The sequence below is a fragment of the Pseudomonas azotoformans genome, assembly GCF_001579805.1.
Lineage (GTDB): Bacteria > Pseudomonadota > Gammaproteobacteria > Pseudomonadales > Pseudomonadaceae > Aquipseudomonas > Aquipseudomonas azotoformans_A.
Genome location: NZ_CP014546.1, coordinates 1,567,791 through 1,587,291, shown reverse-complemented (window position 1 = coordinate 1,587,291; position 19,501 = coordinate 1,567,791). Strand labels below are relative to the sequence as shown.

Annotated in this window: 19 protein-coding genes; 5 read left to right on the top strand and 14 right to left on the bottom strand. The window is 60.8% G+C overall.

From position 1 onward, the window contains the following. Positions 1–43: 43 nt before the first annotated feature. Positions 44–2,173 carry a catalase HPII gene (katE, locus tag AYR47_RS07430; RefSeq protein ID WP_061434747.1) on the bottom strand — a complete coding sequence of 710 codons (2,130 nt, stop codon included), beginning with the start codon at positions 2,171–2,173 and terminating at the stop codon, positions 44–46. Between the two features lie 228 nt (positions 2,174–2,401). Between katE and AYR47_RS07425 the strand changes: the two genes are divergently transcribed. The 3 genes from AYR47_RS07425 to AYR47_RS07415 are packed head-to-tail and all read left to right on the top strand — an operon-like array spanning position 2,402 to position 4,905. Continuing rightward, positions 2,402–3,409 (top strand): methionine ABC transporter ATP-binding protein, encoded by a 1,008-nt coding sequence (locus AYR47_RS07425; RefSeq protein WP_016978781.1) that lies wholly within the window; start codon positions 2,402–2,404, stop codon positions 3,407–3,409. Further along, positions 3,409–4,083: a methionine ABC transporter permease gene (locus tag AYR47_RS07420; RefSeq protein ID WP_010207814.1), complete on the top strand. Its 675-nt coding sequence runs from the start codon at positions 3,409–3,411 to the stop codon at positions 4,081–4,083. The genes AYR47_RS07425 and AYR47_RS07420 overlap by 1 nt, the downstream gene beginning before the upstream one ends. Before the next feature lie 51 nt (positions 4,084–4,134). Beyond that, complete coding sequence (locus AYR47_RS07415; RefSeq protein ID WP_033899227.1) at positions 4,135–4,905, top strand: MetQ/NlpA family ABC transporter substrate-binding protein; 771 nt, start codon at positions 4,135–4,137, stop codon at positions 4,903–4,905. Positions 4,906–4,959: 54 nt separating this feature from the next. Here the strand turns inward: AYR47_RS07415 and AYR47_RS07410 are convergent, their stop codons facing one another. Genes AYR47_RS07410 through AYR47_RS07390 form a run of 5 tightly spaced genes read right to left on the bottom strand, consistent with a single transcriptional unit; the run spans position 4,960 to position 8,883 of the window. Then, on the bottom strand, positions 4,960–5,595 hold the full coding sequence (locus AYR47_RS07410) for an SCO family protein (RefSeq protein WP_033899222.1): 636 nt from the start codon (positions 5,593–5,595) through the stop codon (positions 4,960–4,962). Then, on the bottom strand, positions 5,592–6,491 hold the full coding sequence (cyoE, locus tag AYR47_RS07405; RefSeq protein ID WP_033899221.1) for a heme o synthase: 900 nt from the start codon (positions 6,489–6,491) through the stop codon (positions 5,592–5,594). The genes AYR47_RS07410 and cyoE overlap by 4 nt, the downstream gene beginning before the upstream one ends. Further along, positions 6,479–7,558: a COX15/CtaA family protein gene (locus AYR47_RS07400; RefSeq protein ID WP_033899218.1), complete on the bottom strand. Its 1,080-nt coding sequence runs from the start codon at positions 7,556–7,558 to the stop codon at positions 6,479–6,481. The genes cyoE and AYR47_RS07400 overlap by 13 nt, the downstream gene beginning before the upstream one ends. Positions 7,559–7,568: 10 nt before the next feature. Next, positions 7,569–8,153 (bottom strand): hypothetical protein, encoded by a 585-nt coding sequence (locus AYR47_RS07395; protein WP_061434745.1) that lies wholly within the window; start codon positions 8,151–8,153, stop codon positions 7,569–7,571. Beyond that, positions 8,119–8,883 carry an SURF1 family protein gene (locus tag AYR47_RS07390; RefSeq protein ID WP_061434743.1) on the bottom strand — a complete coding sequence of 255 codons (765 nt, stop codon included), beginning with the start codon at positions 8,881–8,883 and terminating at the stop codon, positions 8,119–8,121. The genes AYR47_RS07395 and AYR47_RS07390 overlap by 35 nt, the downstream gene beginning before the upstream one ends. 28 nt (positions 8,884–8,911) lie before the next feature. On the opposite strand from AYR47_RS07390, the gene AYR47_RS07385 reads away from it, so the two are divergent. Continuing rightward, positions 8,912–9,115, top strand: coding sequence for a twin transmembrane helix small protein (locus tag AYR47_RS07385; protein ID WP_033899213.1), 204 nt, complete (start codon positions 8,912–8,914; stop codon positions 9,113–9,115). 6 nt (positions 9,116–9,121) lie between these two features. Here AYR47_RS07385 and AYR47_RS07380 read toward each other — a convergent pair whose 3' ends face one another. The 4 genes from AYR47_RS07380 to coxB are packed head-to-tail and all read right to left on the bottom strand — an operon-like array spanning position 9,122 to position 13,390. Beyond that, the gene (locus AYR47_RS07380) at positions 9,122–10,009 is read right to left on the bottom strand and encodes a cytochrome c oxidase subunit 3 (RefSeq protein ID WP_061434742.1); all 888 of its coding nucleotides are present in this window, start codon (positions 10,007–10,009) and stop codon (positions 9,122–9,124) included. Between the two features lie 35 nt (positions 10,010–10,044). Further along, positions 10,045–10,596 (bottom strand): cytochrome c oxidase assembly protein, encoded by a 552-nt coding sequence (locus tag AYR47_RS07375; protein ID WP_033899210.1) that lies wholly within the window; start codon positions 10,594–10,596, stop codon positions 10,045–10,047. A gap of 21 nt (positions 10,597–10,617) precedes the next feature. Further along, the gene (gene ctaD / locus AYR47_RS07370) at positions 10,618–12,204 is read right to left on the bottom strand and encodes a cytochrome c oxidase subunit I (protein ID WP_033899208.1); all 1,587 of its coding nucleotides are present in this window, start codon (positions 12,202–12,204) and stop codon (positions 10,618–10,620) included. 58 nt (positions 12,205–12,262) lie between these two features. Beyond that, complete coding sequence (gene coxB / locus AYR47_RS07365; RefSeq protein ID WP_033899206.1) at positions 12,263–13,390, bottom strand: cytochrome c oxidase subunit II; 1,128 nt, start codon at positions 13,388–13,390, stop codon at positions 12,263–12,265. Between the two features lie 367 nt (positions 13,391–13,757). Here coxB and AYR47_RS07360 point away from each other — a divergent pair, with 367 nt between their 5' ends. Beyond that, on the top strand, positions 13,758–14,405 hold the full coding sequence (locus AYR47_RS07360; protein ID WP_033899204.1) for a hypothetical protein: 648 nt from the start codon (positions 13,758–13,760) through the stop codon (positions 14,403–14,405). 68 nt (positions 14,406–14,473) lie between these two features. Here the strand turns inward: AYR47_RS07360 and AYR47_RS07355 are convergent, their stop codons facing one another. The 4 genes from AYR47_RS07355 to AYR47_RS07340 all read right to left on the bottom strand — a co-directional run bounded on the left by AYR47_RS07355 (position 14,474) and on the right by AYR47_RS07340 (position 19,498). Continuing rightward, positions 14,474–16,015, bottom strand: coding sequence for a SulP family inorganic anion transporter (locus tag AYR47_RS07355; protein WP_061434740.1), 1,542 nt, complete (start codon positions 16,013–16,015; stop codon positions 14,474–14,476). A gap of 85 nt (positions 16,016–16,100) precedes the next feature. Continuing rightward, positions 16,101–16,832, bottom strand: a complete 732-nt coding sequence (locus AYR47_RS07350; protein ID WP_033899200.1) for a carbonic anhydrase — start codon at positions 16,830–16,832, stop codon at positions 16,101–16,103. A 227-nt stretch (positions 16,833–17,059) separates the two neighbouring features. After that, positions 17,060–18,118, bottom strand: a complete 1,059-nt coding sequence (locus AYR47_RS07345) for a PA0069 family radical SAM protein (protein ID WP_038851104.1) — start codon at positions 18,116–18,118, stop codon at positions 17,060–17,062. An 81-nt stretch (positions 18,119–18,199) separates the two neighbouring features. Next, positions 18,200–19,498: a cytochrome c gene (locus AYR47_RS07340; protein ID WP_061434738.1), complete on the bottom strand. Its 1,299-nt coding sequence runs from the start codon at positions 19,496–19,498 to the stop codon at positions 18,200–18,202. Between the last annotated feature and the right edge of the window lie 3 nt (positions 19,499–19,501).

The following is a 19,501-nucleotide window of genomic DNA, read 5'->3' as shown; positions in this document are numbered from 1 at the left end:
AAAGATGATCGCTCCCACCCAGTGGGAGCGATCCTTTTAACGCTTAAGCCGGAATCGCCTTAGCCTTAGGCTCCCGATCCCAGACCCGATGCTGGGCAATCGCCGCCACAAACGCCTTCAACGCCTTGGCATCCCCACCGACGATCAACCCCGCATCTACCTCCAGCTTCAACAGGTCCAGCAACTGCTTGGCCTCGCCCACCACCGCAATCGCCTTCAGATGCTTGTACGCCTCCAGCAGGTAGTGCAGCGCCACGCCGTCCTCGCTCAACGCCTTTACCGACTTGGCGCCGCCGGGTACAAACACCGCGTCGAACGCCACGGACGGCAAGCCCTCCATGGACGCATCCACCGGCAAACTCTTGCCGTCCGCCGTGGTGACCGGTGCCGAGGTCGGCCCGAGCAATTTGGCGTGGGCGCCTTCGGCCTTCAGCACTTTCTTCAATGCCTCGATCGCCGCGCCATCCACACCGTTAGCCGCGAGAATCGCCACCTTGCGCGTCTTGATGTCGCCCGACAACAGGTTCGCCTGGCTCAAGGCCGGTGAGCGCGACAGCGACGTCTTGCGCTCCGGCACCGTGCCTTTCTTCGGCACCGGCAAGCCCAGGTTTTGCGCCACACGCTTGGCCAGTTCAAGGTCGATATTCGCCAGGATCTCATTCACCTGGCGCGCGCGAATGAACTCACGCTCCACCTTGCCCAACTCAAAGCTGTAGGCCGCAATAATGTGTTCCTGTTCATGCTTGCTCATGCTGTGGAAAAACAGCCGCGCCTGGGAGAAGTGATCGCCGAACGACTCGCTACGCTCACGCACCTTATGGGCGTCGATGCGCTCATGGTGCGACTCGAAGCCACCGTCCTGCGCCGCAGGCGGGGTTTCCTTGGGCCAGCCGCCATCGATGGAGTTGGGTTCGTACGCCGCACGCCCTTTGTCGATGGTGGTGCGGTGCATGGCATCGCGCTGGCCGTTATGGAACGGCGCCACCGGGCGGTTGATCGGCAACTCATGAAAGTTCGGCCCACCCAGTCGACTGATTTGCGTATCGGTGTAAGAAAACAGGCGGCCCTGCAGCAACGGGTCATTGGAGAAGTCGATCCCCGGCACAATATGGCCCGGACAGAACGCGACCTGCTCGACCTCGGCGAAGAAGTTATCCGGGTTGCGGTTCAGCACCATCTTGCCCAGCGGGGTGATCGGCACCAGTTCTTCGGGGATCAGCTTGGTCGGATCGAGGATGTCGAAGTCGAACGCATGCTCCTTATCCTCGGGAATCACCTGCACGCCCAATTCCCACTCGGGGTAATCGCCCATCTCAATCGCTTCCCAGAGATCGCGGCGATGGTAGTCGGTATCTTTACCGGCGAGCTTTTGCGCTTCGTCCCACACCAGCGAGCAGGTGCCGGCGGTAGGGCGCCAGTGGAATTTAACGAAACTGGACTTCCCTTCAGCGTTGATGAAGCGAAAGGTATGGACGCCAAAGCCCTGCATGGCCCGTAGGCTTTTAGGAATCGCCCGGTCGGACATTGCCCAAATCACCATATGCGCCGATTCCGGCTGCAGCGACACGAAGTCCCAGAAGGTATCGTGGGCCGAACCGCCGGTAGGAATCTCGTTGTGGGGCTCGGGTTTTACCGCGTGGACAAAGTCGGGAAACTTGATCGCATCCTGAATGAAAAACACCGGCATGTTGTTGCCGACCAGGTCGAAGTTGCCCTCGTCGGTGAAAAACTTCACGGCAAAACCGCGTACGTCGCGTACCGTATCACCGGAGCCACGCGGGCCTTGCACAGTGGAAAAGCGCAGGAACACCGGGGTTTTTTGCCCAGGATCACGCAAGAAACCGGCCTTGGTCAGCGCCGAATGGTTCTCATAGGTCTGGAAGTAACCATGGGCACCGGTGCCGCGCGCATGCACGATGCGCTCCGGGATGCGTTCATGGTCAAAATGCGTGATCTTTTCACGCATGATGAAATCTTCGAGCAGCGAAGGCCCGCGCGCGCCGACCTTCAAGCTGTTCTGGTTGTCGGAAATCTTTACACCCTGGTTGGTACGCAGGGCCTGGCCAGTCGCGTCAGAGCGGAATTCTTCCAAGGCCTCCAGCTTGGCATTGGTGTTCTTACGGTCCAGGGTGTCGGTTCCGGCGAGTTCGCTCTTTGGCTTTTTCGTACTCATCAGTCAAAACTCCTTATTCAGACCCAGGCACGGCACCCGGGAATCGCATTGCTTAAGTAGTGACTGATGGGGTTTTGGGCCGTTCCTTTTTTATGACCTTTGATCGCGTTATTGCCAAATCGCTGGATGAATGCGAAATAAATGCTAAGAAACGCTATACGGACAGGCTAAAATGCGCGCCCGGCTAACCGCTGATCCCTTTTCCATGCGCCCCACAAGGTTCGCTACGTGATCGAGTTTCAAAATGTCCATAAAACCTACCGCGTCGCCGGTAGGGATATTCCCGCGCTGCACCCCACCAGCCTGACCGTCGAGAACGGCCAGGTGTTTGGTCTGATCGGTCATTCCGGCGCGGGCAAAAGTACACTGCTGCGCTTGATCAACCGCCTCGAAGAACCGAGTGGCGGCCAGATCACGGTGGACGGCGAAGAAGTCACCGCCCTGGACGCCAACGGCCTACGCCGTTTCCGCCAGCAGGTCGGGATGATCTTCCAGCACTTCAACCTGCTGGCGTCCAAGACCGTCGCCGACAACGTGGCATTGCCACTGACCCTGGCCGGCGAATTGTCGCGCAAGGACATCGACTTGCGCGTCGCGGAATTGCTGGCGCGCGTGGGCCTGTCGGACCACGCCAAGAAATACCCGGCACAGTTGTCCGGTGGTCAGAAGCAACGCGTCGGCATCGCCCGCGCCCTGGCGACCAAGCCCAAGATCCTGCTGTGCGACGAAGCCACCAGCGCCCTTGACCCGCAGACCACCGCCTCGGTGCTGCAACTGCTGGCCGAGATCAACCGCGAGTTGAAGCTGACCATCGTGTTGATCACCCATGAAATGGACGTGATCCGCCGCGTCTGCGACCAGGTGGCCGTAATGGACGCGGGCGTGATCGTCGAGCAAGGCTCGGTGGCCGATGTGTTCCTGCATCCCAAGCACCCGACCACCAAGCGCTTCGTGCAAGAGTCCGAGCAGGTCGACGAAAACGAGCAACGCGACGACTTTGCCCATGTGCCAGGCCGCATCGTGCGCCTGACATTCCAGGGCGAAGCGACCTACGCGCCATTGCTGGGCACCGTCGCCCGCGAAACGGGTGTGGACTACAGCATCCTCGCCGGTCGTATCGACCGCATTAAAGACATCCCTTACGGGCAATTGACCCTCGCCGTCACCGGTGGCGACATGGAAGCCGCGTTTGCGCGCTTCACCGCCGCTGACGTCCACATGGAGATCCTGCGCTAATGGACGTCCTGTTGAGTTTCTTCGCCAATATTGACTGGTCGGAAATCTGGCTCGCCACCGGCGACACCATGACCATGCTGTTCGGCTCGCTGTTCTTCACCGTGGTGCTCGGCCTGCCGCTGGGCGTGCTGTTGTTCCTGACCAGCCCGCGCCAACTGTTCGAACAGAAAGGCCTGTACGCGCTGCTGTCGCTGATCGTGAACATCCTGCGTTCGCTGCCGTTCATCATCCTGTTGATCGTGATGATCCCGTTCACCGTCCTGATCACCGGCACTTCGCTGGGCGTAGCGGGTGCAATTCCGCCGCTGGTCGTGGGGGCAACGCCGTTCTTCGCGCGCCTGGTGGAAACCGCCCTGCGTGAAGTGGACCGCGGCATCATCGAGGCCACCCAATCCATGGGCGCCAGCACACGCCAGATCATTACCAACGCCTTGCTGCCCGAAGCCCGTCCTGGCATTTTCGCGGCGATTACGGTGACGGCGATTACACTGGTGTCCTACACGGCGATGGCCGGTGTGGTCGGTGCCGGTGGCCTGGGTGACCTGGCGATCCGTTTCGGTTACCAGCGTTTCCAGACCGATGTGATGGTGGTCACCGTGGTGATGCTGCTGATCCTGGTGCAAATTCTGCAAACCGTCGGCGACAAGCTGGTGGTGCACTTTTCTCGAAAATAACGGCCATTGCCGGCCGCGCGCCGGTACATGCCCGAACAAGGAGCTTGTTGGATGAAAAAACTACTGGTTGCTTTCGCCGCCGTTGCCGCGTTTTCCGCCCACGCCGAGACCATCACGGTCGCTGCTTCGCCGGTGCCTCATGCGGAAATCCTGGAATTCGTGAAACCTGCCCTCGCCAAAGAAGGCGTAGACCTGCAGGTCAAAGTCTTCACCGACTACGTGCAGCCGAACGTACAAGTCGCTGAAAAGCGCTTGGACGCCAACTTCTTCCAGCACCAGCCGTACCTGGATGAGTTCAACAAGGCCAAGGGCACTCACCTGGTGAGCGTTGGCGCTGTGCACCTGGAACCTCTGGGCGCCTACTCCAGCAAGTACAAGAAGCTGGACGAGCTGCCAAGCGGCGCCAACGTGGTCATCCCGAACGATGCCACCAACGGCGGCCGCGCCCTGTTGCTGCTGGCCAAGAACGGCCTGATCACCCTGAAGGACCCGACCAACATCCTGTCGACCATCAAGGACATCACCGCCAACCCTAAAAGCCTGAAATTCCGCGAACTGGAAGCCGCCACCCTGCCGCGCGTGCTGACCCAGGTCGACCTGGCGCTGATCAACACCAACTACGCGCTGGAAGCCAAGCTGGACCCGTCCAAGGATGCGCTGGTCATCGAAGGCAGCGACTCGCCTTACGTGAACATCCTGGTGACCCGCGAAGACAACAAAGACTCGGACGCCGTGAAGAAGCTGGTTGCAGCCCTGCACACGCCTGAAGTGAAGAAGTTCATCGAAGAGAAGTACAAAGGCGCGATCAAGCCGGCGTTCTGATCCACCGCTGAAACAACAAAACCCCCATCCGACCCGGTCGAATGGGGGTTTTGTTTATGGGCGCTGTAACAATGCAGGCAACTGCGCCACCAGCTTCTGGTTGTTCAACGGCGCACGGATGAACCCTCTCTGAGTCCCATCCGGCCCGATCAGCGCCAGGTTGCCACTGTGGTCAACGGTGTAGTTGGGTTTGCTGGTATCGGCCGGAATGAACGGAATGCTCACCGCATTCGACACCTTCTGCACCTCCTCGACATTGGCACCGGTCAACCCGACAAACTGCGGATCGAAGTAACCCAGGTACTGCTTGAGCTGTGTCGGCGTGTCGCGATGCGGATCGACGCTGACCAAGATCACCTGCAACTTATCCACAACCTCCTTGGGCAATTCGCTCTTGATCTGGCGCAGCTGGGCGAGGGTGGTCGGGCAGATGTCCGGGCAGAAGGTGTAGCCGAAGAACAACAGGCTCCACTTGCCTTTCAATTCGTTGACCACCACCGGCTGGCCTTCCTGATTGGTCATGGTCACCGGCGGCAACTGACGGCTTTGCGGCAACAGGATGATACCGGCGTCGATCAAGGCGGTGGGATCGCCCTGGCCTTTGCCCGAGAGCACTTTGTTGACGGTCAGGCCCATGATCAATGCCACCAGGGCCACCAGGATGAAGACAGTTTTTTGAGTTCGAGTCATAGGTTCAACAGTAGGTAGTGGTCGAGGAGCAGCGCGATAAACAGCAGCAGCAAGTACCAGATAGAGTACTTGAAGGTGTTGATCGCCGCGTGCGGCCGACCGCCACGGTACAACACCCAGGCCCATTGCAGAAAGCGCCCGCCCAATACCAGTGCACACACCAGGTAGAGCAGGCCGCTCATGTGGATCACATAGGGCATCAGGCTCACCGCCAGCAGGGCGAAGGTGTAGAGCAGGATATGCACCTTGGTGTAATGCTCGCCGTGAGTCACCGGCAGCATCGGAATGTCGGCCTTGGCGTATTCCTCCTTGCGGTGAATGGCCAGGGCCCAGAAGTGCGGCGGGGTCCAGGCGAAGATGATCAGCACCAGCAACAAGGGCTCTGCGCTGACATGCCCGGTGACGGCCACCCATCCCAACAGCGGCGGCGCCGCGCCGGCCAGGCCGCCAATGACGATATTCTGCGGCGTCGCCCGCTTGAGAAAACCGGTATAGATCACGGCGTAGCCGAGCAGCGAAGCCAAGGTCAGCCAGGCCGCCAGCGGGTTGGTGAACGCCAACAGCAGCGCCAATCCCGCAACAGCCAGAAACAATGCAAAGGCCAGCGCCGCCAGCGGCGATACACGCCCCTCTGCCAACGGCCGCTTGTGGGTGCGAGCCATTACGGCATCGATCCGTCGGTCCACCACGTGATTCACCGCCGCCGCGCCGCCCGCACACAGGGCTATCCCCAGGTTGCCGAACACCAGCACCGTCCATGGCACGCCCGCACGGGTTGCCAGGAACATCCCTACCAAGGAGGTGATGAGCATCAACACCACCACTTTCGGCTTGGTCAGCTCCAGGTAGTCACGCCAGATCGCCTGGCTGTGACGCGCGCCGATCAAGGTCGCCATGGCATCTCTCCTTTAAGGGTGATGAGGCCCGATACGTGTTTGCGTGGGATAAAACGCCAGCCGAACGGCAACTGGTTGCGTACCCGGACCAGACTGGTACGGGCGTGATAGTTGACGAGCACCAGCGTCAGCAACAAGGCCGCGCCGCCAGCGTTGTGCCCGACCGCCACCGGCAGCGGCAAGTGGAAATACACATTGCTCAGGCCCAGACAGATTTGCGCCGCTAGGGCGATCAGCAGCAAGCCGGCCAAGCGCGTCATGCCCACTGCACGCAGTTGCCAGGCCAGGCCCAGCAGCACCAGGCTGACGATGACGGCGCCAATGCGGTGGGTCAGGTGGATGGCCGTGCGCGCCTCGCTGTCCAGTTGCCCGCCCAAGTAATTGGGCCCGATGTGCTGGGTCAGATGAAAGCCATTGGCGAAATCTGCCGCCGGCCACCATTCGCCATGGCATGTCGGCAGATCGATACAGGCCACCGCCGCGTAGTTGGAACTGACCCAGCCCCCCAGCGCGATCTGGCCGATCACCAGCACCAGGCCCGCCGTCGCCCAATATTGCAGGCGCTTGGGCACGATCAACGCGGGCAATACGCCGGACAAGCGCAAGGTCAGCAGAAACAGCAGGCTCAAGGTCGCAAAGCCGCCCAATAGATGCCCCGTCACCACCTGCGGCCATAACTTCAATGTCACCGTCCACATGCCAAACGCCGCCTGGGCGAAGACCACCGCCAGCAGGAACAGCGGCAGCTTGACCGGCTGGCCCGGATCGCGCCGATGGCTCCACGAACGCGCGGCCAGCAACACGATCAACAAGCCCAGGGTGCCGGCGAAATAACGATGGGTCATCTCGGCCCAGCCCTTGTCGGCCTCCACCGGCGTATCGGGGAAATGCAGCTCGGCATGAGCCAACTGGGCTTCGGTCTTGGGCACGCTGATGAAGCCGTAGCAGCCCGGCCAATCCGGGCAACCCAGGCCGGCGTGGGTCAGCCGCGTATAGGCGCCGAGCAGCACGACGATCAGCGCCAGCAAGGTGGCAAACAGCGCGAGGCGAAATCCAGGTTTGGCCATGACGATGCCCTTATCCGATGTTCGACAGTTTCAGCAGGTGGCGCAGGTCGTTGAGCAAATCCTTGCCCTTGACCTTGGCGTCGTAGCGCAACACCAGGTTGCCGTGGGGATCGACGATCCACAGTTGCGCATCACCCGGCGCGGCGGCGTCTTTGCTGAAGGTCGACAAGTCCAGCGGGTAGCGTTGCAGCTGCGGGTATTCAATTTTCAGCTTGGCCTCGTACTCCGCGCTCACCGGCTGCGCGCTGGCCAAGGCATGGCTGGCGCGGGAGGCATCACGACCCAGGCTGATTTGCAGTTGGCGTGCGAGGTACACCAATTGCTGGCAATCCGCTGCACAGGCAGTGGGTGCGGTCACCAGCAGTTGCCAGCGCTGCTCATCGGCCTGTACGCCAATGTCGGCGCGGGTCTGGCCGTTGCCGATCATCTCGCCGTGGTAGCTGCGGCTTTCCGGCACCCAGAACTGCAGCTTGTACATAAAGGTGGCCAGCGCCATGGGCCCGATCACCATCATCAGGATCAGGATCAACTGCCAACGGCCTTTGCGCCGGTCCGGGGTTTCAGACATGTTGAGTGGATTCGTGGCCGCTCCCATGGGGCTTCTCCTTTTTGTTATGCCATCCGAGGTAGAGATAAAGCGCCAGCAACGCCAGCGACATGGCGAACCATTGCACGGCATACGCCATATGTTTTTCCGGGCCCATCGCGACGATCGGCCAGGTGGTTTCGTAGGTGCCGGGGCCGGCTTCGGCCCGCAACTCATAGGCGAAACCGTTGCGACCCAACTCAGCCCAAAGCGCTGCTGGGTGCAAAGCCGTCAGCAAGCGTGGCCATTGCGCGGTCGCGGGATCCGGATGCAACTGGAAGGTTTCGCCGGGGGCGACGTACACCCAGGCGTCGAGATTCAACGGCTGATCCGGCGTGGTGAAGGCGGGTGGCGTGCGCCGATCCGGCCAGGGCAGCCAACCGCGATTGAGCAACAGCCACAATCCACTGGCCTGGTCGTGGAAGGGTTGCAGCAGCTCTACGCCGGCCTTGCCGTCGCGCATGCGGTTATCGAGGAATACGCTGTGTTCGGCGTCGAATTGGCCGCGCAGACGAACGCGGCGGAAAGCCGGGTCAGCCGTGTCGTTGAGGTGCATGCTGCTGATCGGGTCAGCCGTGCGCCGCTCGGCGTAGCTGTCCACGAGCAGCTGTTTTTCATGGCCGCGAGACAACTGCCAGAACCCCAGACCCACCATCAACGGCAGCAGCACCAACACCACCAATGTCGGTGCGATTCCCGGCCGAAAGCATTTTATGGCGCTGGCTATACTTGTTTTCATTGCCCGCCCATCCCGTTGGAGCCCGACCATGCTCAAAGCCGCTATTGCCCTGATGCTGATCGCGACCGTTGTGAGCCTGTTCAGTGGCTTGGTCTTCCTGGTCAAGGACGAGGGCAACTCCAATCGCCTCGTCACTGCCTTGACCGTGCGTGTCGTATTGGCCGTGATCACCGTGGCGCTGATCGCCTGGGGCTTTTTCAGCGGCCAGCTGGTGTCTCATGCGCCGTGGTAAAGCGCCTCACAGCACATAGACGAAGAAAAACAGGCCGATCCACACCACATCCACAAAGTGCCAATACCAACTGGCCGCCTCGAAACCGAACTGGTGCTCGGCATTGAAATGCCCCTTGAGGATGCGCATCAGCATCACAAACAGAATGATCGTGCCGATGGTGACGTGAGCGCCGTGGAACCCGGTGAGCATGAAGAACGTCGCGCCATATACCCCTGAGCCCAAAGTCAGGCCCAGCTCTTTATAGGCGTGGATGTATTCCTCGGCCTGGAACCCCAGGAACGCCAGGCCCAGCAGCACGGTAATCGCCAGCCAGAGTTTCAGCGCACCACGATGGCCTTTACGCAGCGCGTGGTGGGCGATGGTGATGGTCACGCTGGAACTCACCAGCAGAATGGTGTTCACCAGCGGCAGGCCCCACGGGCTGATAGTGCCTTCCGGTGCCGGGTACATTTTCGGGTCGGGGTTATTCAGCAACGGCCAGGCAAACTCGAAGTTCGGCCATAACATGTGCGCTACGCCCTTTGAACCTTCACCCGCCAGCCAGGGCGCCGACATGTGGCGCACGTAAAACAGCGCACCGAAGAAGGCGATAAAGAACATCACCTCGGAAAAGATGAACCAGGTCATGCCCAAGCGGAACGAGCGGTCCATCTGCGAACTGTACAAACCGGCGCGGCTTTCCTTGATCACCGCGCCGAACCAGCCGAACAGCATGTAGGCCAGCAACAGCCCGCCGACGAAAAAGATCCACGGGCCGTGGGATTCCGCCCGCGCGGCTTTAAGGTCGTTGAACCACAGACCCAGTCCGTACACCGTGATCAACAGGCCAAACGTGGCAATTATTGGCCATTTGCTTTGCGCTGGTACGTAGTACGTATCATGAGACGACATGTATTCGCTCTCCTGATTGAGGGGGCAAACAGTAGCTAGCCGCCGCTGTGGGCAGCCACCGGCGGTTGGCGCGCAGTGATATCAAACAGCGTGTACGCCAGGGTCAGATGCTTCACATCCTTGGGCATGTCGCGGTCGACAATGAAACGCACCGGCATCTCGATGCGCTGGCCCGGTTGCAGCACTTGCTGGGTGAAGCAAAAGCACTCGGTCTTGTGGAAGTACATCGCCGCTTCGGCCGGGGAAATACTGGGCACGGCCTGGGCCGTCATCGGCTTGTCGGTGGGGTTGTGGGCCACGAACAGCATCTCGGTCACCGCGCCCGGATTGACCACCACTTCGTCAGCCTTGGCGTAAAAATCCCAGACCATGTCGATGGCGTTGGTGGACAAAAACTGCACCCGCACCTGACGCGTAGGGTCGACGATCTGCTCGCCCTCGTACTGCCCGGCTGTCTTGCCGTTGATGCCGAACGCCTTGCACATCACGTCGTAGATCGGCACCAGCGCAAAGCCGAAGGCGAACATCGCCACCACCAGGATCAGCAGGCGGGTGACCAGGCGCTTGGTGGGCACGGACTCAGCCATGGCAGCCTCCCGTCATCCTGTTCATTTGACCTCCGGCGGCGTGGTGAAGGTGTGGTATGGCGCCGGTGACGGGACGCTCCACTCCAGGCCTTCAGCGCCATCCCACGGTTTGGCGGGTGCCGGCGGGCCGCCACGGATGCACTTGATCACAATGAACAGGAAGAAGATCTGCGTGGCGCCGAACATGAACGCGCCAATCGACGAGACCATGTTGAAATCGGCGAACTGCAGGTTGTAGTCCGGCACCCGGCGCGGCATGCCCGCCAGCCCGACGAAGTGCATCGGGAAAAACGCCATGTTCATGCCCACGAAAGACAGCCAGAAGTGCAGCTTGCCCAGGGTTTCGTCGTACATGTGGCCGGTCCATTTCGGCAACCAGTAGTAGGCTGAGGCGAAGATGCCGAAGATCGCGCCGGGCACCAGTACGTAATGGAAATGCGCCACCACGAAATAGGTGTCGTGGTACTGGAAGTCCGCCGGAGCGATCGCCAGCATCAGCCCGGAGAACCCGCCGATAGTGAAGAGGATCACAAAAGCCACGGCAAACAGCATCGGCGTCTCGAAGGTCAGCGAGCCTTGCCACATGGTGCTGACCCAGTTGAATACCTTCACCCCGGTGGGCACGGCGATCAGCAGCGTGGCGTACATGAAGAACAACTCGCCCACCAGCGGAATGCCCACCACGAACATGTGGTGCGCCCACACGATAAACGACAGGAACGCGATGCTCGCCGTGGCGTAGACCATCGAGGTGTAGCCGAACAGCGGCTTGCGCGAGAAGGTCGGGATGATCGAGCTGACGGCGCCGAAGGCCGGCAGGATCATGATGTACACCTCAGGGTGACCGAAGAACCAGAACACGTGCTGGAACAATACCGGGTCACCGCCGCCGGCCGCACTGAAGAAGCTGGTGCCGAAGTGGATATCCATCAGCATCATGGTCACGCAGCCCGCCAGCACCGGCATCACCGCGATCAGCAGGAACGCGGTGATCAGCCAGGTCCAGACGAACAGCGGCATTTTCATCAAGGTCATGCCCGGCGCACGCAGGTTGAGGATGGTGGCGACCACGTTGATCGCGCCCATGATCGAACTGATGCCCATCAGGTGGATCGCGAAAATAAAGAACGTCACGCTTTCCGGCGCGTAGGTAGTGGAGAGCGGCGCGTAGAAGGTCCAGCCGAAGTTCGGCCCGCCGCCGGGCGTAAACAGCGTCGAAACCAGCAGCAGGAACGCCGCCGGCAACAGCCAGAAACTGAAGTTGTTCATGCGCGGCAGGGCCATGTCGGGCGCGCCAATCATCAACGGGATCATCCAGTTGGCCAGGCCGACGAAGGCCGGCATCACCGCGCCGAACACCATGATCAGCCCGTGCATAGTGGTCATCTGGTTGAAGAACGCCGGCTGCACGATCTGCAGGCCGGGCTGGAACAGCTCGGCGCGGATCACCATGGCGAACGAGCCGCCGAGCAGGAACATGGCGAAGGCGAACCACAGGTACATGGTGCCGATGTCTTTGTGGTTGGTGGTCAGCACCCAGCGCATCAACCCCTTGGCGGGGCCGTGGGCATGGTCGGCGTGACCATGGTCATCGATCACAGCGCTCATGGCCGTTCTCCTGCAAGCGGGTGGGCGGGGCGGGTCGAGGTAAACGCCTTGAGAGAGGTCATTTGCTTTCCGCCTGCTTGATGGCCAGCACGTCTTTAGGCGTGACCATGTCGCCTTTGTTGTTGCCCCAGGCATTGCGCTCGTAGGTCACTACGGCGGCGATGTCCACTTCCGAGAGCTGCTTGCCGAAAGCCGCCATCGCGGTGCCAGGCTTGCCGTGGTAGACAATGCTCAGGTGGTCAGCTGCCGGGCCGGTCGCAATCTTGGAGCCCTTGAGCGCCGGGAACATCGGCGGCAGGCCCTGGCCTTCGGCCTGGTGACAGGCCACGCAGGTGGTGTGGTAGACCTTGTCGCCACGGGCCACCAACTCTTCCAGCGTCCACTCTTTGGAGGTCAGCTCCTTGAGCTTGGCGGCCTCTTCCTTGCGCTCACCCAGCCAGGTTTCGTAGTCGGCCTTGGACTTGACCTCGACCACAATGGGCATGAAGCCGTGGTCCTTGCCGCACAGTTCGGCGCATTGGCCACGGTAGATGCCGGGTTTCTCAACGCGGGTCCAGGCCTCGTTGACGAACCCGGGAATGGCGTCGCGCTTGACCGCAAAGGCCGGCACCCACCAGGAGTGGATCACGTCAGCGGCGGTCACCAGAAAGCGCACCTTGGCGCCCACCGGCAACACCAGCGGCTGGTCGACTTCCAATAGGTAGTGTTCGCCCTTGGTGGCCTGGTTATGGATCTGTTCGGCGGGCGTAGCCAGGTTGCTGAAGAACTCCACGTCCTGGCCCAGGTATTTGTAATGCCACTTCCACTGGTAGCCGGTGACCTGGATATCGATATCCGACTCACTGCTGTCGTAGATATTGATCAGGGTCTTGGTAGCCGGAATGGCCATCGCGATCAGGATCAGCAAGGGCACGACGGTCCAGAGGATTTCCACGGTGGTGCTCTCGTGGAACTTGGCCGCGACCTGGCCCGTGGACCGGCGATGAACGATCATCGACCAGAACATCGCGCCAAACACGATGATGCCGATCACCACACAGATCCAGAAAATGGTCATGTGCAGGTCGAACACTGCGTGACTGACTTCTGTCGCCCCTGGCGCCATATTCGTTGTCCAGGCGGCATGTGCCTGGCCGAATACTGACCACAACAGGAGGCCCATCCAAACGTGTGGATGTCGCATCATTGCGGGTTCCCCTTATCGTTCTTGTTATCCCGCCGGTTTGCACCTGCGTCGAAGGGAGCGGCTTCCATACTGCTTACAACCGCCTGGCCTTGCCTGCTTATGCAGTCTGGCGTCATCAGCTAATCGCGTACAAATCCGAGTATAGACAGGCTCTGCAACCCCGCAATGTGTAGGGGCAAATGAGTAGAAATGGGTGGTCAGGGCTAATAAAACCGGGGGCGGAATCGTTTATCCGACGAACGATGGCAATTCGATATAACGCGGGCGCATAACCATGAAATAATTATGACAAATGCGTCTTAGGCGCTCGTATAAACGAGCTACCTTATCCTCTCCCTTTTCCTACGCCTGCATCACTGGAGCTTTCATGAACACCGCCGCATTGCGCGAGCAGATTTCCCGTGCCCATCAACACGAAGCCAGCACGGGCCAGCTTGCCCAGCAACTGGAAAAACAATTGCCGCACCTGCATTCGGCCATTTCCCTGGCTGACGGTGATCGCAACATTGTCATGACCCGCTTTGTCAGCGCCTACATCGACCTCGTCCCGGATTTGCTGGACGCCGCCAACGACGTGGCCCGCGAAGCCGGAATCGAAAGCCAGATCAAGCCGGTGCTGAAGATTGCCGAACATTTCTTCCTGCAACCACCCGCGATCCTGGCCGGCCACGAAGGCCTCGACGGCCTGCTGGACGAGGCCTACCTGGCGCATCGATTGGTTGAAGAGGTGAATGATCTGTATATCAAGCACTTTGGCCAGCCGCTGATTCCGGCGGATACCACGGTGGCTAACCTGATCGCCCACCAGTTGATCGGCGAAGCGTTCGCCAACAAATTGGATGAAGCCGTGCATTTGGCGGTGGACGAGATGCTTAATGAGGACAGCTTTGCGCTGGAGTCGGTAGAAGCCTACCGCGAGACACTCAAGAGTCCAGACACGGAAGCCGCGTGGAAGCGCTGGCCGTGCCTTTCGCGGCAGTTGGGGGTTGAGTTGGCGTTGGATCAGCCGGCTTAGTTTCCTGGGTCGCAAACGATCAAATGTGGGAGCCGGGTTTGCCCGGCTCCCACAGGGTTGCTGGGTGGTTAGGCTGGCGCGGAGCCTATCCCCGTCGTCGTCCTGACCCGACCTTCCAGCCTTCGCTTCAACCCACGCGCCTCGATCACCAGCGTCGAGCCCTTGGCCGCATTGGCCCGCCCCCATTCCTCCAGCAGCTCCAGGCAGGAATGGTCGATGTAACTCAAGTTGCTCAACGGCACATGCAGGGTGGTCCCCTCAGGCACCGTCGACAGCACCTGGGTGAGCGCCGGCACTTTCAAGAAGGTCGCCGCGCCTGTCAGACGCAGTTCCATTTCACCGTCTTTAGGCAAATCGATCAGGCTCACTTTCAGGCGTGACGCCTTGAACGCCAGCTTGACCAGCGTCAACCCGAAGCCCACCAGCACACCGGTGAGCAGGTCGGTAAAGATGATCGCCAACGCCGTGGCCGCATAGGTAAACATCGGCATACGCCCATAGCGCCCCAGCGCCTTGAACGCCTTGATGTCCACCAGCTTGATCCCGGTGTACACCAACACACCCGCCAGGCTCGCCACCGGAATGCTTTGCAGCACACTCGACAGCAACAGCACGAACGCCAGCAGCCACAGGCCGTGGAACATAGCCGACAGACGGGTGGTCGCACCGGCCTGCACATTGGCCGAGCTGCGCACGATTACACCGGTCATCGGCAAGGCACCGACCAGACCACAGAGCATGTTGCCTACACCCTGGGCAGACAATTCCTTATCGAAATCAGAACGCTGACCGCTGTGCATACGGTCGACCGCCGCAGCGGAAAGCAGGGTTTCGGCGCTCGCGATAAATGCCACGGCGAAGGCGGCGATCAGCAGTTGCGGGTCGGCGAGGTTGAGCAGGTCGCTGGGGCGCAACCAGTCGATAGCGTCAGCGAGGTTTTCCGGGACTTCCACGCGCTTGACCTGCAGCGCCAGTACCAGGCTGACCCCAGTGGTCAGGCCCACACCCAACAAGGCGCCCGGCACAAAGCGCAGGCGTTGCGGGCGCAATTTGTCCCAGGCGTACATCACCAGCATGGTCGACAACCCCAGCAATCCCGCCTGCCACCCCAGGCCGCCGCCCAAGGTTGGGATCGCCTCGGCCAACGCCGCCGGGAACCCCGCCAGGTTATCCAGCCCGGAAGGCTTGGGCGCGCCGTCGAGCATCACGTGAATCTGGGACAGCACAATCAGCACGCCAATCCCCGCCAGCATGCCGTACACCACCGCCGGTGCCGTGACGCGGAACCAGCAGCCCAGGCGCAAACGCCCGGCCACCAATTGCAGGAAGCCCGCCAACAACAAGATTGGGCCCAGCATCAGCATGCCGTGCTGACGCACCAGCTCGAACACCAACACCGCCAGGCCAGCCGCAGGGCCACTGACCTGCAGCGGCGAGCCTGCCAGCCAACCCACCACCAGGCCACCGATGATCCCGGTGATCAGACCTTTTGCCGGCGGCATGCCAGAGGCAATCGCGATCCCCATGCACAACGGCAGGGCGACCAGAAACACAACCACCGAGGCGAGCAGCTCCCGTGGCAATACAGCTTTCAATTGAGCAGCACGCATGATGACTCTCCCGAGGCATTCGCCGGGCGCGGCAAAGCCTGGCTGCGTCCATGGCAGCCACCGCTTTACCCGGCAGGGAAGTGTTTTAGAAGCGCGCTTTAGGCGTCGCGGAAGGAATCGGCCCGTCGCCGCTCAACGATCGGAACGCTGACTGGTCCGCATCGTAGGCCCGGATTTCACTGGTCTCGATGTTGTAGATCCAACCATGGATAAACAAATGACCATTGGCCATGCGCGAAGCCACGGAAGGGTGGGTGCGCAAATGTTGCAGCTGGGCGATGACGTTTTCTTCGGTCAGCACCTTCATGCTCTCGCCTTCGTTGGCGCAGTCACAGTTGTCTTCAACCATGGACTTGGCAACTTCGGCATGCCGCAACCAGGCCCTGACTGTTGGCATCTTCTCCAGGCTGGCGGGGTTGAGTACCGCACGCATGGCACCACAATCGGAGTGCCCGCAGACGATGATGTGCTGCACGCCCAGGGCCAGCACCGCGTATTCGATGGCCGTGGACACACCGCCGTTCATCTGGCCGTACGGCGGCACCACGTTACCGACGTTACGCGTCACAAACAGGTCGCCAGGCGAGCTCTGGGTGATCAGCTCGGGCACGATGCGCGAGTCGGCGCACGTGATGAACATCGCCCGTGGGCTCTGGGCCGTGGCGAGTTTCTTGAACAGTTCTTCCTGCTGGGGGAAGACGTCGTGATGGAAATGCAAAAAGCCGTCAACGATATGCTTAAGCGCTGCATCGGCGGTTTCCGCCACCTGAGGGGCTGAAGCCGACGCAGCCAACGGCTGTTTATCCTGGTCACTCATGATTCATCCTCTTGATTAATGCAGGGGAGCTTTCAGGTCAGTTCGACGCCGGGTCGGGAGAACAGTTGCAAACGCCTCAAAACCGGGCCGCCGACTCATCAGTCACTCGCTGAACAAGGTAACCGTCGAAACTTAACTCAAACTGAATGAACCGCTCTAGATCGCGGGTTTCAGTGATGTCAAAGTGAGACCATTCCTACAAGAAAGGCAAACCTTTCCTCTTCAGTCTACAACAAAGCCATCTGCCTGCCCGGCGGGCAAAAAGCCGTGCAGTCCAGATTGAAACCTTCCCGTCGATCGAGTCCCAGGCGTTTGATCGCCTTGCTGAAGCGCTGGGCCAGCAAATCGGCAAACGGCCCTTCACCGCGCATGCGTACGCCAAAACGGCTGTCATACACCTCACCGCCACGCACCTGGCGCACCAGGCTCATCACATGAGCCGCGCGTTGCGGATAATGCGCCGCCAGCCACTCCTCGAACAGCGGCGCCACCTCCAGCGGCAGGCGCAGCATCATGTACGCCGCGCTTTGCGCGCCAGCGGCATGGGCCTCGGTCAGCAGGCTCTCCAATTCGCTGTCGTTGATCATCGGGATCATCGGCGAACACAGCACGCCCACCGGAATCCCCGCCTCACGCATCACCCGAATCGCCCGCAACCGTGCCTTCGGCGCTGCCGTGCGCGGCTCCAGAATGCGCTTGAGCTCATCGTCCAGGCTGGTGAGGCTGATCATTACCGCCACCAATCGCTGGCGCGCCAACTCGGTGAGCAGGTCCAGGTCGCGCAAAATCAGCGAGCCCTTGGTGATGATGGTCACCGGATGGCGATAACGCAGCAGCACCTCGAGGGTTTGCCGGGTAATCCTGTACTCACGCTCGATCGGCTGGTACGGATCGGTATTGGAACCCAGGTTGATCGGCGCGCACACATAACCCGGCTTCGACAGCTGCTGCTCCAGCACGTCCGCGGCATTGGTCTTGGCGATCAGTTTGGTTTCGAAATCCAACCCCGGCGACATGTCCCAATAGGCATGACTGGGCCGCGCATAGCAGTAGATGCAGCCATGCTCACAGCCACGGTAGGGATTGATGGAGCGATCGAACGGCAAGTCCGGCGAGTTATTGCGGGTGATGATGCTCTTGGCCGTCTCGATACGCACTTCGGTGCCCTGGGTCGGTGGCACTTCCTGAAACCAGCCATCGTCCTCGGCCACGCTCACCGTAGGCGCAAAGCGGTTATGCAGGTTGGTGGCCGTGCCCCGACCACGGGGCGGCAGCGGAGTAGACATGAAAGCGCCTCGATACTGTTTTTATATACAGTATCGAGGCGCAAGGGTTCTGACCAGTGCCGTTTGGCGGTCAGGCAAGCCTCAGTGCTTCTGCGTCACTTGCCCCAGGTCATCACCGGAGGTAGTGCGCATGTCGTTGTGGCGCAGGTCCTTCACATCGCTGGCCTTCACCGGCGCGCCCTGATTGCCCCAGCTGCCACGGATGAAACTGACCACATCCGCCACTTCCTGGTCCGACAACCGCCAGGCGAACGCCGGCATGGTGAAGGTCGACGGTGCCGTGTGGGTCGCCGGCAAGGTGCCGCCGTTCAACACGATGTTGATCAACGACATGGCATCCGCCGTCTGCAACACCGGGTTGCCCGCCAGCGCCGGGAACACCCGCGTGTAGCCATGGCCATCGGTACGGTGGCAGGCCGCGCAGTTGTCGATATACACCGAGGCGCCGCGCTGGCTGTCATCGCCTTTCCACAATGCCTCGGCCACTTGCTTGTCGTACTGGTGCGGCTGATCCTTGGGATCCACCGCCGGCAGGCTCTTGAGGTAACGGGCGATAGCCGTCAGGTCATTTTCCGACATGTACTGCATGCTGTGGACGACAACGTCGCTCATGCCACCAAATACCGCGCTGCGGTCACTGCGGCCGGTCTTGAGGAACTGCACCAGTTGCTCCTCGCTCCAGCTGCCGAGGCCATCCTTGTGGTCACCGCGCAGGCTTTTGGCGATCCAACCTTCCAGCGGCGCGCTGCCGGACAAGAAGGCGTTGCCGTCAGCGGCACTCAGGGCTTTTTCCTGCATGGTCAACGCCCGTGGCGTATGGCACGCGCCGCAGTGACCAAGGCCTTCCACCAAGTAAGCACCGCGGCTGATCACAGGGTCAGCGTTAGCCGGCGCCTGGTAGTCGGCCACCTCGGGCGCAAACATCCAGCGCCACGCCGCCAACGGCCAGCGCATGCTCAGTGGCCAGGGAATATCGCTGTCCTTGTTCTCCTGGGCGACCGGTTCAACACCCTTCATGAAATACGCATACAGCGCCTGCATATCGCTTTCGCTGACACGCGCATAAGACGGGTAGGGCATCGCCGGGTAAAGCGTACTACCGCTTTTGGCGACACCATGGCGCACGGCCTTATCGAAGTCTTCGAAGCTGTAGTCGCCCAGGCCGGTCTTGTCCGGGGTGATGTTGGTGGAATAGATCACGCCGATGGGGGTTTCCATCGGCAGGCCGCCGGCGAATGGCTTACCGCCCTTGGCGGTATGGCAGGCCACGCAGTCACCCGCGCGGGCCAAGTATTCCCCCTGCTTGACCAAGTCGGTTTCAGCCGCGCTGATCGAGCAACTGCTCAATAGGGCAAACGTCGCGATAACAAGTGCTTTCATGGT